Raw genomic sequence first — 13,885 nt, 5'->3', positions numbered from 1 at the left:
GGGGGCGTTGCCGCCCCGCGGTAACTTCGGGCCGGCTATTGCGCGACGGTTTGCGCCGCGGAGGCATGGGTGGATGCGCCCTGGCCGGTGGGCGCCACCGCCGAGACCTTGATCATGCCGCGGCCCAGGTTGCCCTGCATCAGCCGCAACCCGCCCTCGGCAGAGAACGGCGAAGAGGGTGGCAGCGCACTCGACCTGTCCGAGGCGGATGCAGGCCCTGGCTGCGCCGGACGTGCGCGAACGCCTGCTGGCGGCCGGCATCGAGCCCGCGGGCGGCAGCCCCGCGCAGTTCGCCGGCTTTATCCAGACCGAGACGGTCAAGTGGGCCAAGGTGGCCAGGAACGCTGGCATCCAGCCGGAATGACGCGACACGGAGACACAGCCATGCCACATCAACATCGAGCCAACGGCGGCCGGCGCCGCGTCCTGCTGGCCTTTTGCCTCGCCGCCGCACCGCTGCTGGTGCCCGCCGCGCACGCACAGGCCACTGCCTGGCCGGCACGGCCGGTCACGATCATCCTGCCGTTCACGCCGGGCGGCGGCACCGACATCGCCACGCGGCTGGTCGCGCAGCGCCTGTCGCAGCTATGGGGCCAGCCGGTACTGGTAGACAATCGCCCGGGCGCGGCCGGCAATGTCGGCCTGGAGCTGGCGGCGCGGGCGAAGCCGGATGGCTACACGCTGGTCGCGGGCAATGTCGGCACGCAGTCGATCAACCCGACGCTCTACACCAAGCTCTCTTATGACCCCAACGGCCTGGTGCCGGTGACGGAGATGGCCGAGCTGCCGTTCGTGCTGGTGGTCACGCCCAAGCTGGCCGCCAAGACCGCGAAAGATCTCGTGGCGCTGGCCAAGGCGCAGCCGGGCAAGCTGACGTTCGCCAGTTCGGGCACTGGCGGCTCGCCGCACCTGTCGGGCGAGATCTTCAAGGCCACCACCGGCACCGACATGCTGCACGTGCCGTACAAGGGCGGCGGCGCCGCGATGACCGACCTGATGGCCGGCAACGTCGACATGCTGGTCGCCTCGGTGCTGGAGACCGCGGGGCACGTCAAGGCGGGCAAGCTGCGTGCGCTGGCGGTGACGGGCAAGGTGCGGTCGCCGGCGTTGCCTAATGTGCCGACGCTGCAGGAGGCCGGGATCTCCGGGGCGGAATCCGGCTCGTGGGTTGGCCTGCTTGCGCCGGCCGGCACGCCAAAGGAAATCGTCGAGAAGATCGCCGCGGGCGTGAAACAGGTGGTGGCGGTGCCTGAAGTCCGCCAGCAACTGATAGAGCAGGGCGCGATCCCCGTGGGCAGCACCCCGCAGCAGTTCGGCGAGCTGATCGCCACCGACCGCAAACGCTACGCCAAGATCATCGTCGACAACAATCTACGGGCGGACTGACGCCGACTCTCTCTTCAAATAAGGACATAGCGCATGAAACCCCGCCTGCTGCAGCACGGCCGACTGCCTGAAGCCGTCGAAGCGCGTCTCGCCGAGCACTACGACGTCCATCCGTTCTGGACCGAGACCGAACCCGCCAGCTTCCTCGCCCGCCAGGGCAGCGAGTTCGTCGCCCTGACCACGCGCGCTGCGATCGGGGCCGACGCCGCGCTGCTGGCCGCCTTGCCGTCGCTGCGCGTGATCTCCAGCTTCGGCGTGGGCCTGGACAAGCTCGACCTCGACACCGCGCGCAGCCGTGGCATCGCCGTGGGCTACACCCCGGACGTACTGAACGACTGCGTCGCCGATACCGCCTTTGCGCTGCTGATGGACGTATCGCGCAAGATCAGCGCCGCGGACCGCTTCGTGCGCCGGGGCGAGTGGCCCAAGGGGCCGTTTCCGCTGGCCACGCGCGTGAGCGGCAAGCGGCTCGGCATCATCGGCATGGGCCGTATCGGGCGCGTGATCGCGCACCGCTCAGCCGGCTTCGACATGGAGGTCCGCTATCACAGCCGCAACCGCTCCGACGACGCGCCTTACGCATACGAGCCCTCGCTGGAGGCCATGGCGCGCTGGGCCGACTATCTCGTTATCGCCACCGCCGGCGGCCCGTCGACGCGCCATCTGGTTTGCGCCGCCGTCCTCGACGCACTGGGTCCGCAAGGCTTCCTGATCAATATCGCGCGCGGCACCGTGGTGGACGAGGCCGCACTCGTCGATGCGCTGGTTCACCAGCGCATCGCCGGGGCCGGACTGGATGTGTTCGAGGATGAGCCGCACGTGCCCGAGGCGCTGTTCGAACTGGACAACGTCGTGCTGCTCCCGCATGTCGCCAGCGCCACGCATGAGACACGCCAGGCGATGGCCGAACTGGTGTTCGAGAACCTGCAGGCGTTCTTTGCCACGGGTGCCGTGAGAAAGTCGGCGATCTAGCTGGGCGCCGCTACGCGTTCAGCTTGTGGCGACTCCAGTCTGGGATGCGCCACCCCGGGCCAGCAGAGGCAACGATTTGTACAGCGGCCCCGACGCTTTCAACTGGGCGACCGCATTCGAGCAACCTGGGCAGGGGAAGGGATACCCATTGACCAGGCCGCGAGGCATTGCGGGGTCGTCGGCGACTCATCAACCAGGCAGGGTGCGAGTCAACCCGTGATTCTTCGGACGGGTTACATAGAGTGGCTAGCGCCTGTAGAAGTTTTTTCTGTATCCTTGAATCTGATTGACGATGGTGTCGCCAGAGTCGTCGCCCCGCAAATCGCTCCATCTCCCGCGCCAACAAATGCTCTGCGTGCTTGACGGTAAACGCGACGGTAAAGCTCCATGTCGATCACAGCCAATCCCCTTAACCACGCGGGTCTGGGCGGCCTGTTGATGATGGAGTGGGGCATCTGGATACGTCGTCGCCACCCTTGCAAGCTTAGCGAAAAGCTTAGCAGCCGACTTCGCGTGACACCTCCACCAGACAACTCATCGCATTCGGGCCTTGCGTTAGGTCCGATGTGCCGATATCTAAAGTCAATGTGTTCGCCGCACCGGCGCGGTCGACCCCGTCGGCATCGGGGTCGTACCATGCGCCGGTGGCCATAACGGCAACACCGCGCGCGACGCCATCGCTGACGGACAATCCTGCCGCGATTGCGCCGCGCGCGTTGTGCACGCGCACGCGCATGCCGGCATGCAGGCCGCGTGCGGACGCATCCGCGGGATGCAGGGTAATCCGTTCCGCGCCAGCGATTTTGCCTGCCTGCGCCAGCGGGGCGGGATCGAGCTGGCTATGCAGCCGATCGCTCGGCTGAACCGATATCAAATGCAGGGGATGGCGTTCCGCCTCCACCGCGCCGAGCCATTCGACGGGGGGGTGCCAATGCGGATGCGTGCCACAGTCCTGCGATAGCGTGCCGAGCGTGGGGCTCGACAGTTCGATGCGGCCGCTCGGCGTGCGCAAGGGATGCGCCGCGGGGTCGCGACGGAAATCGTCGAACAGTACGAAGTCCTCCTTCGGCTGCGGCAGGGCGACGTGGCCGGTGCGCCAGAACTGGTCGAACGATGGCAGCTCGATGCCTGCGTGTGCCTGCGCTTCACGGCAGCGTGCATAGATCGCAGCGATCCAGCTGGATTCATCGCGGTTCTCGGTGAACGCTTCGCAATGGCCGAGTCGGTCCGACAGCTCGGTGAAGATATCCAGGTCGCTGCGGGCCCGATGCAGCGGCGCGATGGCCTGGTGCATCGCCAGCACGTAGCGGTCGCGCGAAGAACCGCCAATATCGTTGCGCTCCAATGCGGTGGTCACTGGCAGCACGATATCGGCATGGCGTGCCGTGGCCGTCCACCAGATGTCCTGCACAATCACCGTTTGCGGTCGTGCCCAGGCCTCGCGCAGGCGCGTCAGTTGCTGGTGATGATGGAACGGGTTGCCGCCCGCCCAGTGAATCAGCTTGACGTCGGGGTAGTGGCGCGTTTCGCCGAGAAAGCGATAGGCCGCGCCCGGATTCAGCAGCATGTCCGAGATCCGCGCGGCGGGGATGTCGAGGCTGGCCGGGTTGTGTCCTACCGGCATCTCGGGCCCCGGCGTCGCCACGCGCGGATTGCCCACGCCGTTCATCGAACCATGGCCGAAACCGAATCCGCCGCCGGGCAGGCCGATCTGGCCCAGCATCGCGGCCAATGCAATCGCCATCCAGTACGGCTGCTCGCCGCGGTGCTGGCGTTGCACGGCAAAGCTGCACGTGATGTAGCTACGTTTTCCCGCGAGCTGGCGGGCCAGATGCTCGATGCGCTCGGCGGGAATGCCAGTGATGGCCGCAGCCCATGCCGGCGTCTTCGGCGTGCCGTCGCCGTGGCCCAGCAGATACGCTTCCAGGCTCGGCCAGCCGCTGCAATGTGTGTCCAGGAACGCCACGTCGTGGGCTTCGGCGCGGCGCAACTCATAGGCCAGCGCCAGCATCAGCGCCACGTCGGTGTTCGGGCGGATCGGAATCCATTCGGCGCCGAGGAAGTCCGGGCAGTCGTCGCGCGTCGGGCTGATATTGATGACCGTGGCGCCGCTGGCGGCCAGCTTGCGCAGCCAGCCTTCCTGCGTGTGCTCGGCCGCGCCGCCGGACGAGACCTGGCCGTTCTTGAGTGCAAGACCGCCAAACGCCAGGAAGATCTCGGTATGTGCGATCAGGCTCGGCCATGCGGTGACGCGGCCCGTCAGCGGGCGATAGGTGCCGATCACATGTGGCAGCAGGAACTGTGCGGTGCCCCAGCTATAGTTGCCAACCTGGTCGACGCAGCCGCCACCCGAGAAATGAAAGCGGCGGATCAGCGAACGTGCGTGGTGCAGCCGGCCCGCTGACGACCAGCCATAAGATCCACCGAACACGCCCGATGGCCCATGCGCATCGCGCACGCGCTGGATTTCGCCGGCAACGAGATCGAGTGCAACGTCCCACGACACTCCGACAAATTCGTCGCGGCCACGAGCATGACCATCCGATTGCTCGCGCCGTTCCAGCCAACCGCGTCGCACCAACGGTGTCCGGATGCGCATCGGCGAGTACACCATTGGCACAATCGACTCGAGCAGCGGCGACGGATTGGGATCTGCCGCAAACGGTTCGCAGCGGATCAGCCGGCCGTCTTCCACGACGGCCGTGAAGGCGCCCCAGTGCGCCAGTTGCGGATAGCGGCGGATGGTCACAATATCAATCGCCCTGGATGCCGGCCTTGCGGATCAGCTCGCCCCACTTGGCGCGCTCCGCGCTCAGCAGCTTCGCGAACTGCTGCGGGGTATCGGAAGTGGCATCCATGCCGGACGCCGCCAGCCGCTGGCGGATATCCGGGTCGGCCATTACCTTGGCAAGCGCCTTGTTCAGTTGTGCGATGACCTCGGCTGGCGTGCCGGCCGGTGCGACCAGGCCGTACCAGTTGGTCACGTCGTAGCCCGGCACACCCGCTTCGGCCACTGTGGGCACGCCCGGAAACTGCGGCGAGCGCGTCGCGGTGGTCACAGCCAATGCGCGCAGCTTGCCCGAGGCGATCAGCGGCTTGGCCGAAGGATCTGAGAACGTGACCGGCACGACGCCGCCCATCACATCGGTCAGTGCGGGCGTGGTGCCCTTGTACGGGACGTGCTGCATCTGCAGGCCAGTCAGCATCTTGAACTGCTCGGCCGCGATCTGGCCGATGGTGCCATTGCCACCCGATGCGTACGAGAACTTGCCATTGGCGCTGCGGACCGCAGCCAACATGCCTTGCACGTCCTTGTATGGTGTGTCGGCACCGGTGACCAGCACGTTAGGCATCGTCACCAGCACACTGATCGGCGCAAAGTCCTTCTGCGGGTCATAGTTGAGCTTGCGCAGGTTCGGCCAGATCGTGAAGGATCCCGGCGTGGCCACGTAGAGCGTGTAGCCATCGGGCGCGGACTTGGCGACGAGATCGGTGGCAATCAGGCCGCCTGCGCCGGGACGGTTGTCGATGATGACATTGGCTTTCAGTTGTCCGGACAGTGCCGGGGCAACGGCGCGTGCCAGCGCATCGGCGCCGCCGCCCGGTGGAAAACCCACGACGATGCGGATCGGCTTGGACGGATCGGGCCAGGCGGCGTGGGCGGCAAGCGGGGCAAGCAGGGCGAGGCAGGGCAGGAGCAGGCAAAGGGCGCGAGGGGCAAGCATGATGAACTCCGGGTGGTACGGTCAAACGGGTGATTGGCCAGGGCCTTGTGCGCTGGCCGTTGTCATGCGGCAGTCCTACGCAAGTTGCACGGTGTCCCATTCCCAGGCCACGAAGGCCAGCCGTTCGCCGGTGTGGACGACCGGATCGCTGCGCAGGCCGATCAGGATGCCGTCGCGCGTGAACGGCTTGACGGCCGTGAGCGAGGCATCGAGCTTGAGCGTGTCCCCGATCGACGCACCCTCATGCACCAGATCCCCGGCACGCGTGGCCGGAATGAACAGGCCGCCTTCATCGGCGGTGATCCAGCCGCGCCGCCTGACGCGCCGCAGGCTGGTGGCCGCGGGTCTGGCCGGCGGGCCATCGAGAATGCCCATCTGCACGGCCAGCACTTGAAAGCCGGTTTCGGCCACGGCAATGTTGTCGGCCTCGAAACGACTGCCGCTGCCGAGCTCAAGCATGAACGCGCAGACGCCGGCTGCCAGGCACTGGTAGTCGAGCGCACCAGCGATATTGCCGGGCAGTTCGCCCTTGCCGCCGACATCCTGCCGGCAGGCCACGTGCGGATGAAACGGTGCCATGGCGGCCAGCACGTCGGCCTCGGTCACGCTGCTGTCCGGATGCACCTTGTAGACCGTGTAGGGCCGCGCATCGAACAGCGGGTTCATCGTATGCAGGTTGATCAGCACGTCGGCCACGCCGCGCACTTCGCTGATCAGCGCGTGCGCGAGCCGTTCCGATACGAGGCCGCCCGCGTTGCCCGGATAGGTCTGGTCGAGATCGAGTTCGTCGTACGGATTGCGCTTGCGCCGCGCATCGAGTGCGTGCGGATTGCCCGTGGGCGTCACCACCACATTGCCGCGCATCGTGGCGGGGTCGAGGCTGCGCGCAAAACGCAGCGCGGCCACCATGCCGTTGATCTCGTCGCCATGGACCTGCCCGTGCAGCCACAGTGTGCGTCCCGGTTGCGCGCCACGCACCGCCACATAGGGCAGCGCGACGCTCATGCCTGAGGCCATCGAGCCGACAGGCAGCTGGCCGCTGGTGCGGGCGGGGCCGGATTGCTGGCGCAACCAGTCACCGATGATGGGCATGGGAGGACTCCTGTTCAGTCGATTCAAGGTGAGCGATGGCGGCGAATGCCTGATCGAGGTCGGACAGCAGATCGGACACGGCCTCCAGGCCGATATGCAGCCGAATCACGGTGCCGTGCGATGACCAGTCGCTGATGCTGCGCGCGCGGCGCATGTCGGCGAGTACCGCCAGGCTTTCGAAGCCGCCCCATGAGGCGCCGATGCCGAACAGCTCCAAGCTGTCGACAAAGCGTTCGGGCGCCACCTGCGCCTGCGAACGCAAGGTGAAAGAGAGCAGGCCGTTGGTGCCATGGCAGTCGCGTTGCCACAGGGTGTGGCTGGGATCGTGCGGAAGGGCGGGGCAGAAGACTTGCGCGACTTCGGGACGGTCGAGCAGCCATTGCGCCACCGCCAAGGCGCTTTCCTGGTGCTGCGCCAGACGCGCGCCCAGGGAGCGGATCCCGCGTTGCACCAGATAGGCATCGTCGGGGCTCACGGTCATGCCGAAGGCGTCGGACATCGTCGCCAGTGGCTGCCAGGCGGCCTCGGTGGTGCAGACCGTGCCCATCATCACGTCGGAATGGCCACCCAGGTACTTGGTGGCGGCCATCAGCGAGATATCGGCGCCGAGTTCCAGTGGGCGATACAGCAGGCCCGATCCCCAGGTGTTGTCGGCGGCGACCAGTGCGCCGTTCGCATGTGCGCGTTCGGCCAGCGCGGGCAGGTCGCACATTTCATAGACCAGCGAGCCGGGGGCTTCCACATAGACCAGCCGCGTCTCCGGGCGCAGCTTCGCCTCGAGGTCGGAGCCGTCCGCCGCATAGAAGTCGGCAGCGATGCTGTGCTGGCGCAGGAAGCCGTTGGCCAGGTTGCGCACCGGCTCATAGACGCAGTCGGGCAGCAGCACATGCTGGCCGGGGCGTACATAGGCCAGTATCGTCATCGCCGCCGCGGCCAGCCCCGACGGGAACAGGCGCGTGCGATAGCCGCCTTCGAGCATCGTCACCATGTCTTCGAGCGCGAAGTTGGTGGGGTTGCCGCGCGCACCGTAGGTGAACAGGCGCTCTGTATTGCGGCGCGCGCGCATCTCGCGCTGCTGGGCGACGGATTCGAACAACACGGTGCTCGCACGCACCACGGCTGGGTTGACCGGCTGGCCGCCGGGCACAGCGGATATGCGTCCGGCATGGGCAAGGCGTGTTGGGAGCGCTTTCGTCATGGTTGGCCTGTGGGGTGGCTCATGGTTGTGGGAGACGTCGCAAGGTCCGTGCCTTGCGTCAGTCGACATGCGCGCCGGACAACTTGACAACCTGCGACCAGCGCGAGATGTCCTGCTTGAGCTGCGCGGCAAACGCTTCAGAGCTGTTGGCGACGACGTCGCTGCCGCCGTCGTTGATGGTCTTCACTACCTCGGGCAGCTGAAGCACCTGCACGATGGCGCGGTTCAGCAGCGCCACGCGCTCGGGCGAGGTGCCGGCCGGCACGAAAAAGCCGTACCAGTCCTCAAAGCGTGCATTGGGATAGCCCAGTTCTTCAAGGGTCGGCACCTTGGTGAATACCCCGAGACGACGCGGGCTGGTGACGGCCAATGCCCGCATGCGGCCAGTCTGGATGAAACTGGCCACCGACGAGGTGGACGTGATCAGCACATCGACCTGTCCGCCGAGCAGGTCGTTGATGGCCGGGCCAGCCCCTTTGTATGGCACATGCTGCAGCGAGACATTGCTGTTCTTGTCAAGCACCACGCCCACCAGGTGCGACAGCGTGCCGTTGCCGGGCGTGGCAAAGGTGATCTTCTGCGGCTGCGCCTTGGCCTGTGCGGCCAGTTCCTCGAATGTCTTCCAGGGGGCGTTGGCCGAGACGACGATGGCCAGCGGCGCCGCGTTGACCTGCGTGACCGGAATGAACTGCTTGACCGGGTCGAAGCCCGGCGCGCGATAGAGCGTCGGGTTCACGGCCATGATCGATACCTGCGAGGTCAGCACCGTATAACCATCGGGCTTTGACTCCGCCACATAGCGCGTGCCGATATTGCCACCGGCGCCGCCGCGGTTGTCGGTCACCGCGCTCTGGCCCAGCACCTGGGACAGCCGCGTGGCCACCACGCGCGTCACCGCATCGTTGCCGCCGCCGGCGGGAAACGGCGACACGATACGTAGCGGCTGCGACGGATAGCCGTTGACCGGCGCCAGCGGCTGAGCCGTGGCGGCGCCGAACATCGTGACGGTGAGTGCTGCAACCAGGAACCGCGGAAAGCGTGATGACATCGGGCGTGACATGGGGCGACCTCGTTCTCTATTGGCAGGTTTGTCGTGGCGGACTTGCAGGTTCGGGTGGGAATCAGTCGACCGCAGGGAAGCGGAATGTGGCCAGTTCCTGTGCATCGAGCTGTGCGATCAGCCCTGTTTCCCAGGCGAGGTACTGGCGGGCTGCGGCCTTGTTGCCGTCGTGGCGGTCATGGACGAAGAACAGGTAGTCGATGCAACGCGCATCAGGCAGCGTATCGGCGCCCTGGCCCACTGCATGGCCGGCGTCGCGCCATGCGCGGAAACCGCCTTGCAGCCGGCGTACATCGCGATAGCCCAGCGTGTTCAGGTCAGCGGCGGCCAGGTCTGCGGGTTCGTCGCCGTCGGCATCGCCGATCAGCACCAGCGTGGTATCGTGCGGCACGCCGCGCAGGTCTTGTGCCAGTCGCGCGCGCGTGGACCAGCGGCTCCCGGCGATATGGCCCGCGCGGAATGTCATGCTGCCGCGCAGGTCCAGCGCGAGCATCGATTGCGTGGCCATTCCGGCGACCAGCTGCGCGACATTGACGGTGGCCGGCGCGGTCACCTGATGTCCGGGTCCGTGCGCAGCCTTGACTGCGGCCGCGAGTCCTGCCTGTAGCCCGCCATCGAGTACCACGGCGTCATGACCCATCTGGCGCAGCCAGCTGGCCACTACGGTGGCGCGCACCCCTTCGGCATCGAACAGAACCAGCCTTGCGCGGCGCACGCCGACATATTGATCGGTGGCCTGCATCAGCTGGCCGCCAGGGGTGTGTTGCGCGCCGGGCAGCGTCTGCGTGGCATATTCCTCGGGGGTCCGCACATCGCACAGGAATGTGGTACGCGACCTGTCGGCCAGCCAGGCAATGGCCTGCGCGGCAGCGATGTGCGGCACCCCGAAGCGGGCGCTCAGCGCCCGCGCGGCGTCGCGCGCGGCATCGAGCTCACGTGGCGACGCGTTGTCCGGATAGCGTGCGGTACCGCCGTGTTCGAGCGTGAAATCGTTCAGGTACCAGCCTTGGGTGCCATTTTCAAGCGCATAGACCGGGTTGCTGACGCCAAAGTTGATCAGCGATTGCGCACCGATGATGCTGCGCGTACGGCCCGCGCAGTTGATCACGATCGGCGTGGTGCTGTCGGGCACCAGGTCGCGCAGGCGATAAGCGAGTTCGCCGTTGGGGCAGCAGATCGCGCCCGGGATATTCATCTTGCGGAATTCGCCGGTCGGGCGGCCATCGAGCACCACCGGTGCATTGGCACCGGCCTGCATGGCTGCCAGTTCCTGCGCGGTGATGCGTGGGGTGCGGTAGTGGTGCTCGGCCAGCTCGCCGAAGGTCTTCGACGGCACGTTGACGCCGGCAAACAGCGCGTAACCGGCGGCCTGCCAGCCCGGCATGCCGCCATCGAGGATGAACAGGTTGGTATAGCCAAGGCGTGCCACCGCGGCGGCTGCGGCCTGCGCCACGCCGTCGCCGTCATCGGCCAGCACGATGCGCGCATCGGTACGCGGTGCCAGGCGGCCGACGTCGAGCTCGAGCCGGCTGTAGGGCAGCGGCACGGCATAGAACGGATGGCCCTCGCCATACTGGCCGTGTTCGCGCACATCGAACAGCGCGATCTCGTCGGCATCGTGCAGCCAGCCCTTCAGGGTGACAGCGTCGACAACGGTATAGGAAGCTTGGCTCATGAAATTTTGGGCAAAAGGGAGCCGTCCTCTCCGCGGAGAGGGAATTCGGCGGGTCGGATCTCAGGAGTGGGCGGCCCGGCGCTCTGGCTCAGGCCCCCTTCAGGCTTTTTCTTAGCGGCGGGTCTGTACGCCCACGTTCATGATCTGGCAGCGTCCGGTCTCGAGGTCGAACGTCAGCCGATCAGTCAGCGTTTCCAGCGAACGACCGTACATATGCAGATGGCGGATGACGTCTTCCCCGCGGATTTCCACGGAATGGATGTCATCCGGCAGCAGCGCGATGCCGCGGCGCGGGCCAACCTCCACCGTATGCGAGTATTCGAGCGTGCCCACGCCGGGCTGGCTGCCGTCGTCGGTGCGGGTGTAGACATCGTTGAACTCGACGCCGCTGACACCGGCCACGCAGGCCCAGGTGGTGTGGTTGTGCGGCGGGATACGCTTGCCCGGACGCATCACGTTCAGGTACAGCGCATAGGTTTGATTGGGGTCCTCGGCGATCAGGTAACGCGCCTGGCGTTCGGCGGGCTCGGGCGGCGGGAAGTCGGCCTCGCCCCACAGCGCGGTGCGTGCGGCCAGTTCTTCCACGTGCGACAGGACATCGCCCAGGCTGGCGCGCGTGACGCCGCCTTTATCTACGATATTCTTAATGGATTCGATGGTCTCTCCGACGGCTGCCTGGCGCTGTTGTGTGATGGACATGATGCGATCGATCCTTGTAATCTCTGTTTTTGAGGGGTGAAACGGTATCTCGTGTTTCACTGTAATGAACACCAGCCCTGAAAACCACTTAATGTGCGACGAAAACCCATTAGCAGGGCTAATGAATGCGTAACCTCGATCTGGACCTGCTTCGCACACTGGTGGCCATTGCCGACCATGAGACCTTTGGCGCCGCCGCCGAAGCAGTGCAACGCACGCAATCGGCCGTCACCCAACAGATGCAGAGGCTGGAAGAACAGCTTGGGCTGACGCTGTTCGAGCGCCAGGGCCGCGGCAAGCAGATGACGCGGCACGGCAAAAAGCTGCTGGAATACGCGCGGCAGCTGCTGACCATCAACGACGAGGCGCTGCGAATGCTGCGCGAGGGAGACCTGACCGGCTCGCTGCGCATTGGCGCGCCGCACGATGTGGCGGATACCATCCTTCCGGTGCTGCTGTCTCATATTGCTCGGTCGTCGCCGGCACTGCGGCTGGAGATACATGTCGGCAGAAGCCCGTTCCTGATGGAATCGCTGCGGCGCGGCGAAATCGACCTGACCGTTTCTACCCGTGAAGACAATGCGCTCGAGGGCATTGTGTTGCGTACCACGCCTACGATCTGGGTGTGTTCGGCGGATTTTGTCTACGACCGCGGCGCGCCGGTACCGCTGATCCTGGCCGATGAGCCGAGCCTGTTCCGCAAGCTGTCGCTCGAGGCGTTGACGCATGCTGGTGTGCCCTGGCGTATCGCCTATCTGGCACCGAGCCTGATCGGCATCAAGGCGGCGCTGCGCGGTGGATTGGGCATTACGGCGCGCAGCATCGACCTGCTGACGGCGGACATGCGCATCCTGGGCGAGAACGATGGCTTGCCGCGGCTGCCCGATGTCACCTACTACCTTTGGGCGCGTCCCAATGCGGTCAATCCTGTTGCTCGGCATGTCTTCTCAATGCTCAAAACGGCCCTGCAGCGCGGGCTGGTCAGCGCGTGACGGCTACCCGCGATTCCGGCGTTCGGAATGCAGGGAAGCCAGGATCGTAAGCCGCGTAGCAGGCGCTGCAAACTAAGAAGATCGCGTATCAATATTTGCCGCGGAATGGCGGCTATCGCTACATGCCATGACTTCATTGCCGGTCTCGCCCCGCGCGGATGCTATCTTGATAGCCCGCGCCGCCGGAGACTTCATGGCTCAGGTAGCGTGATGCGCAGGCGGAGAGTGGGTTGCCAGCAAGGTGGCCGGTTCCTATGAGCCAGGCAAAGCAGGCATTCAGGGACCATGGCCTGGCGCACGCTGCCGGGCGACAGCGGGCCGGCATACGGGCACCGGATGGTTGCGCGCGAGCTTTATGTTCCCGGTCAGCACCCTGCGCGCGGCCGGTTGCGGATCGGCGAGGAAGCACTCGTACGCCAGCAGGTCTTCATGGGGCAGCGAGGACACCACCCGCGGTCTGCTACTGCATGCCGAGGGGCTGAGTTGGGATGGGATGGGCAGGGCGAGATGCCCGCCTGGCCGCGGCGGGCGCCAATCCCCCAGGCGTAACGCAATGCGTTGGACCCTGCGATCTCCTTGTGCCGGCCCCTAGTTGGCCCCTGGCCGCAAAGGTCCAGCCATGAAACCAGGCCTTGGAGGTTCGCAAACCGTTGTTACTATTGGCCTTCCGGCCGGAGTGTCGCGAGAGGAAAAGTTTGACAAAACAGAAATAAAGCCACTGCTGGCGCGGCAACAAGCGTAGAGTGGGGGCAGGATCACCAAACGGCGGAGGCTGCCATGGATATCTATCCGGCTGCAACTTACAAGGGATACGATCTCTATCCCCTCGTGTACAAGCACGCCGCCGAGCGCATATGGCCCGAGCCGCGGCCCGACCGTTCCTTTGATGCAGCCGTGGTGATCTGCCTGGAAGGCGAGTCGCCCGAAGGCATGCAGGCGCGCACGTTCCGCCTGGACGCCGCACCGTGGGATAACGTCGGCGGCGCGCGACGCGGTGCGTTGCGCTATGCCGAGGCCATCATCAATGGCGTGGTGCCGGGGGTATCGGTAACAACGGCCGGCGCGCCGATGGCGTCCTGAAGGTCC

The 13,885-nt window shown here is 66.0% G+C and carries 12 protein-coding genes; 5 read left to right on the top strand and 7 right to left on the bottom strand.

Annotation, left to right across the window (positions count from 1 at the left end; all coding sequences use genetic code 11):
• Window positions 1-208: 208 nt before the first annotated feature.
• Genes ACW4E8_RS38650 through ACW4E8_RS38640 form a run of 3 tightly spaced genes read left to right on the top strand, consistent with a single transcriptional unit; the run spans window position 209 to window position 2,358 of the window.
• The gene (locus ACW4E8_RS38650; RefSeq protein ID WP_456809291.1) at window positions 209-364 is read left to right on the top strand and encodes a hypothetical protein; all 156 of its coding nucleotides are present in this window, start codon (window positions 209-211) and stop codon (window positions 362-364) included.
• Window positions 365-384: 20 nt separating this feature from the next.
• The gene (locus ACW4E8_RS38645) at window positions 385-1,386 is read left to right on the top strand and encodes a Bug family tripartite tricarboxylate transporter substrate binding protein (protein WP_456809290.1); all 1,002 of its coding nucleotides are present in this window, start codon (window positions 385-387) and stop codon (window positions 1,384-1,386) included.
• Window positions 1,387-1,419: 33 nt separating this feature from the next.
• Window positions 1,420-2,358: a 2-hydroxyacid dehydrogenase gene (locus ACW4E8_RS38640; protein WP_456809289.1), complete on the top strand. Its 939-nt coding sequence runs from the start codon at window positions 1,420-1,422 to the stop codon at window positions 2,356-2,358.
• A 496-nt stretch (window positions 2,359-2,854) separates the two neighbouring features.
• Here ACW4E8_RS38640 and ACW4E8_RS38635 read toward each other — a convergent pair whose 3' ends face one another.
• From ACW4E8_RS38635 to ACW4E8_RS38605, 7 genes are all read right to left on the bottom strand, one after another.
• Window positions 2,855-5,107: a molybdopterin-dependent oxidoreductase gene (locus ACW4E8_RS38635; RefSeq protein ID WP_456809288.1), complete on the bottom strand. Its 2,253-nt coding sequence runs from the start codon at window positions 5,105-5,107 to the stop codon at window positions 2,855-2,857.
• A gap of 4 nt (window positions 5,108-5,111) precedes the next feature.
• Window positions 5,112-6,083 (bottom strand): Bug family tripartite tricarboxylate transporter substrate binding protein, encoded by a 972-nt coding sequence (locus tag ACW4E8_RS38630; protein WP_456809287.1) that lies wholly within the window; start codon window positions 6,081-6,083, stop codon window positions 5,112-5,114.
• 75 nt (window positions 6,084-6,158) lie between these two features.
• Window positions 6,159-7,175 carry a M14 family metallopeptidase gene (locus ACW4E8_RS38625; RefSeq protein ID WP_456809286.1) on the bottom strand — a complete coding sequence of 339 codons (1,017 nt, stop codon included), beginning with the start codon at window positions 7,173-7,175 and terminating at the stop codon, window positions 6,159-6,161.
• A complete protein-coding gene (metC, locus tag ACW4E8_RS38620; protein ID WP_456809285.1) occupies window positions 7,159-8,373 on the bottom strand; it encodes a cystathionine beta-lyase in 1,215 nt (404 codons plus the stop codon). Before metC ends, ACW4E8_RS38625 begins: the two co-directional genes overlap by 17 nt.
• Before the next feature lie 58 nt (window positions 8,374-8,431).
• On the bottom strand, window positions 8,432-9,433 hold the full coding sequence (locus tag ACW4E8_RS38615; RefSeq protein WP_456809284.1) for a Bug family tripartite tricarboxylate transporter substrate binding protein: 1,002 nt from the start codon (window positions 9,431-9,433) through the stop codon (window positions 8,432-8,434).
• Window positions 9,434-9,494: 61 nt separating this feature from the next.
• Complete coding sequence (locus ACW4E8_RS38610) at window positions 9,495-11,108, bottom strand: rhodanese-like domain-containing protein (protein ID WP_456809283.1); 1,614 nt, start codon at window positions 11,106-11,108, stop codon at window positions 9,495-9,497.
• A 111-nt stretch (window positions 11,109-11,219) separates the two neighbouring features.
• Window positions 11,220-11,807, bottom strand: coding sequence for a hypothetical protein (locus ACW4E8_RS38605; RefSeq protein ID WP_456809282.1), 588 nt, complete (start codon window positions 11,805-11,807; stop codon window positions 11,220-11,222).
• A gap of 125 nt (window positions 11,808-11,932) precedes the next feature.
• Between ACW4E8_RS38605 and ACW4E8_RS38600 the strand changes: the two genes are divergently transcribed.
• Together ACW4E8_RS38600 and ACW4E8_RS38595 are read left to right on the top strand one after the other, a co-directional pair.
• Window positions 11,933-12,799: a LysR substrate-binding domain-containing protein gene (locus ACW4E8_RS38600; RefSeq protein ID WP_456809281.1), complete on the top strand. Its 867-nt coding sequence runs from the start codon at window positions 11,933-11,935 to the stop codon at window positions 12,797-12,799.
• A gap of 777 nt (window positions 12,800-13,576) precedes the next feature.
• Entirely contained in the window at window positions 13,577-13,879 is a 303-nt protein-coding gene (locus ACW4E8_RS38595) for a hypothetical protein (protein ID WP_456809280.1), read from the top strand.
• The last annotated feature ends 6 nt before the right edge of the window (window positions 13,880-13,885 follow it).

The organism is Cupriavidus sp. CP313, assembly GCF_054072015.1.
The sequence above is the reverse complement of the archived record's forward strand: the minus strand, read 5'-3'. Positions and strand labels throughout refer to the sequence as shown.

Coding starts and splice junctions, on each gene's coding strand:
- ACW4E8_RS38595 (WP_456809280.1), top strand. CDS start 13,577: ATGGATATCTATCCGGCTGCAACTTACAAGGGATACGATCTCTATCCC.
- ACW4E8_RS38645 (WP_456809290.1), top strand. CDS start 385: ATGCCACATCAACATCGAGCCAACGGCGGCCGGCGCCGCGTCCTGCTG.
- ACW4E8_RS38610 (WP_456809283.1), bottom strand. CDS start 11,108: ATGAGCCAAGCTTCCTATACCGTTGTCGACGCTGTCACCCTGAAGGGC.
- ACW4E8_RS38615 (WP_456809284.1), bottom strand. CDS start 9,433: ATGTCACGCCCGATGTCATCACGCTTTCCGCGGTTCCTGGTTGCAGCA.
- ACW4E8_RS38605 (WP_456809282.1), bottom strand. CDS start 11,807: ATGTCCATCACACAACAGCGCCAGGCAGCCGTCGGAGAGACCATCGAA.
- ACW4E8_RS38650 (WP_456809291.1), top strand. CDS start 209: ATGCAGGCCCTGGCTGCGCCGGACGTGCGCGAACGCCTGCTGGCGGCC.
- metC (WP_456809285.1), bottom strand. CDS start 8,373: ATGACGAAAGCGCTCCCAACACGCCTTGCCCATGCCGGACGCATATCC.
- ACW4E8_RS38640 (WP_456809289.1), top strand. CDS start 1,420: ATGAAACCCCGCCTGCTGCAGCACGGCCGACTGCCTGAAGCCGTCGAA.
- ACW4E8_RS38600 (WP_456809281.1), top strand. CDS start 11,933: ATGCGTAACCTCGATCTGGACCTGCTTCGCACACTGGTGGCCATTGCC.
- ACW4E8_RS38625 (WP_456809286.1), bottom strand. CDS start 7,175: ATGCCCATCATCGGTGACTGGTTGCGCCAGCAATCCGGCCCCGCCCGC.
- ACW4E8_RS38630 (WP_456809287.1), bottom strand. CDS start 6,083: ATGCTTGCCCCTCGCGCCCTTTGCCTGCTCCTGCCCTGCCTCGCCCTG.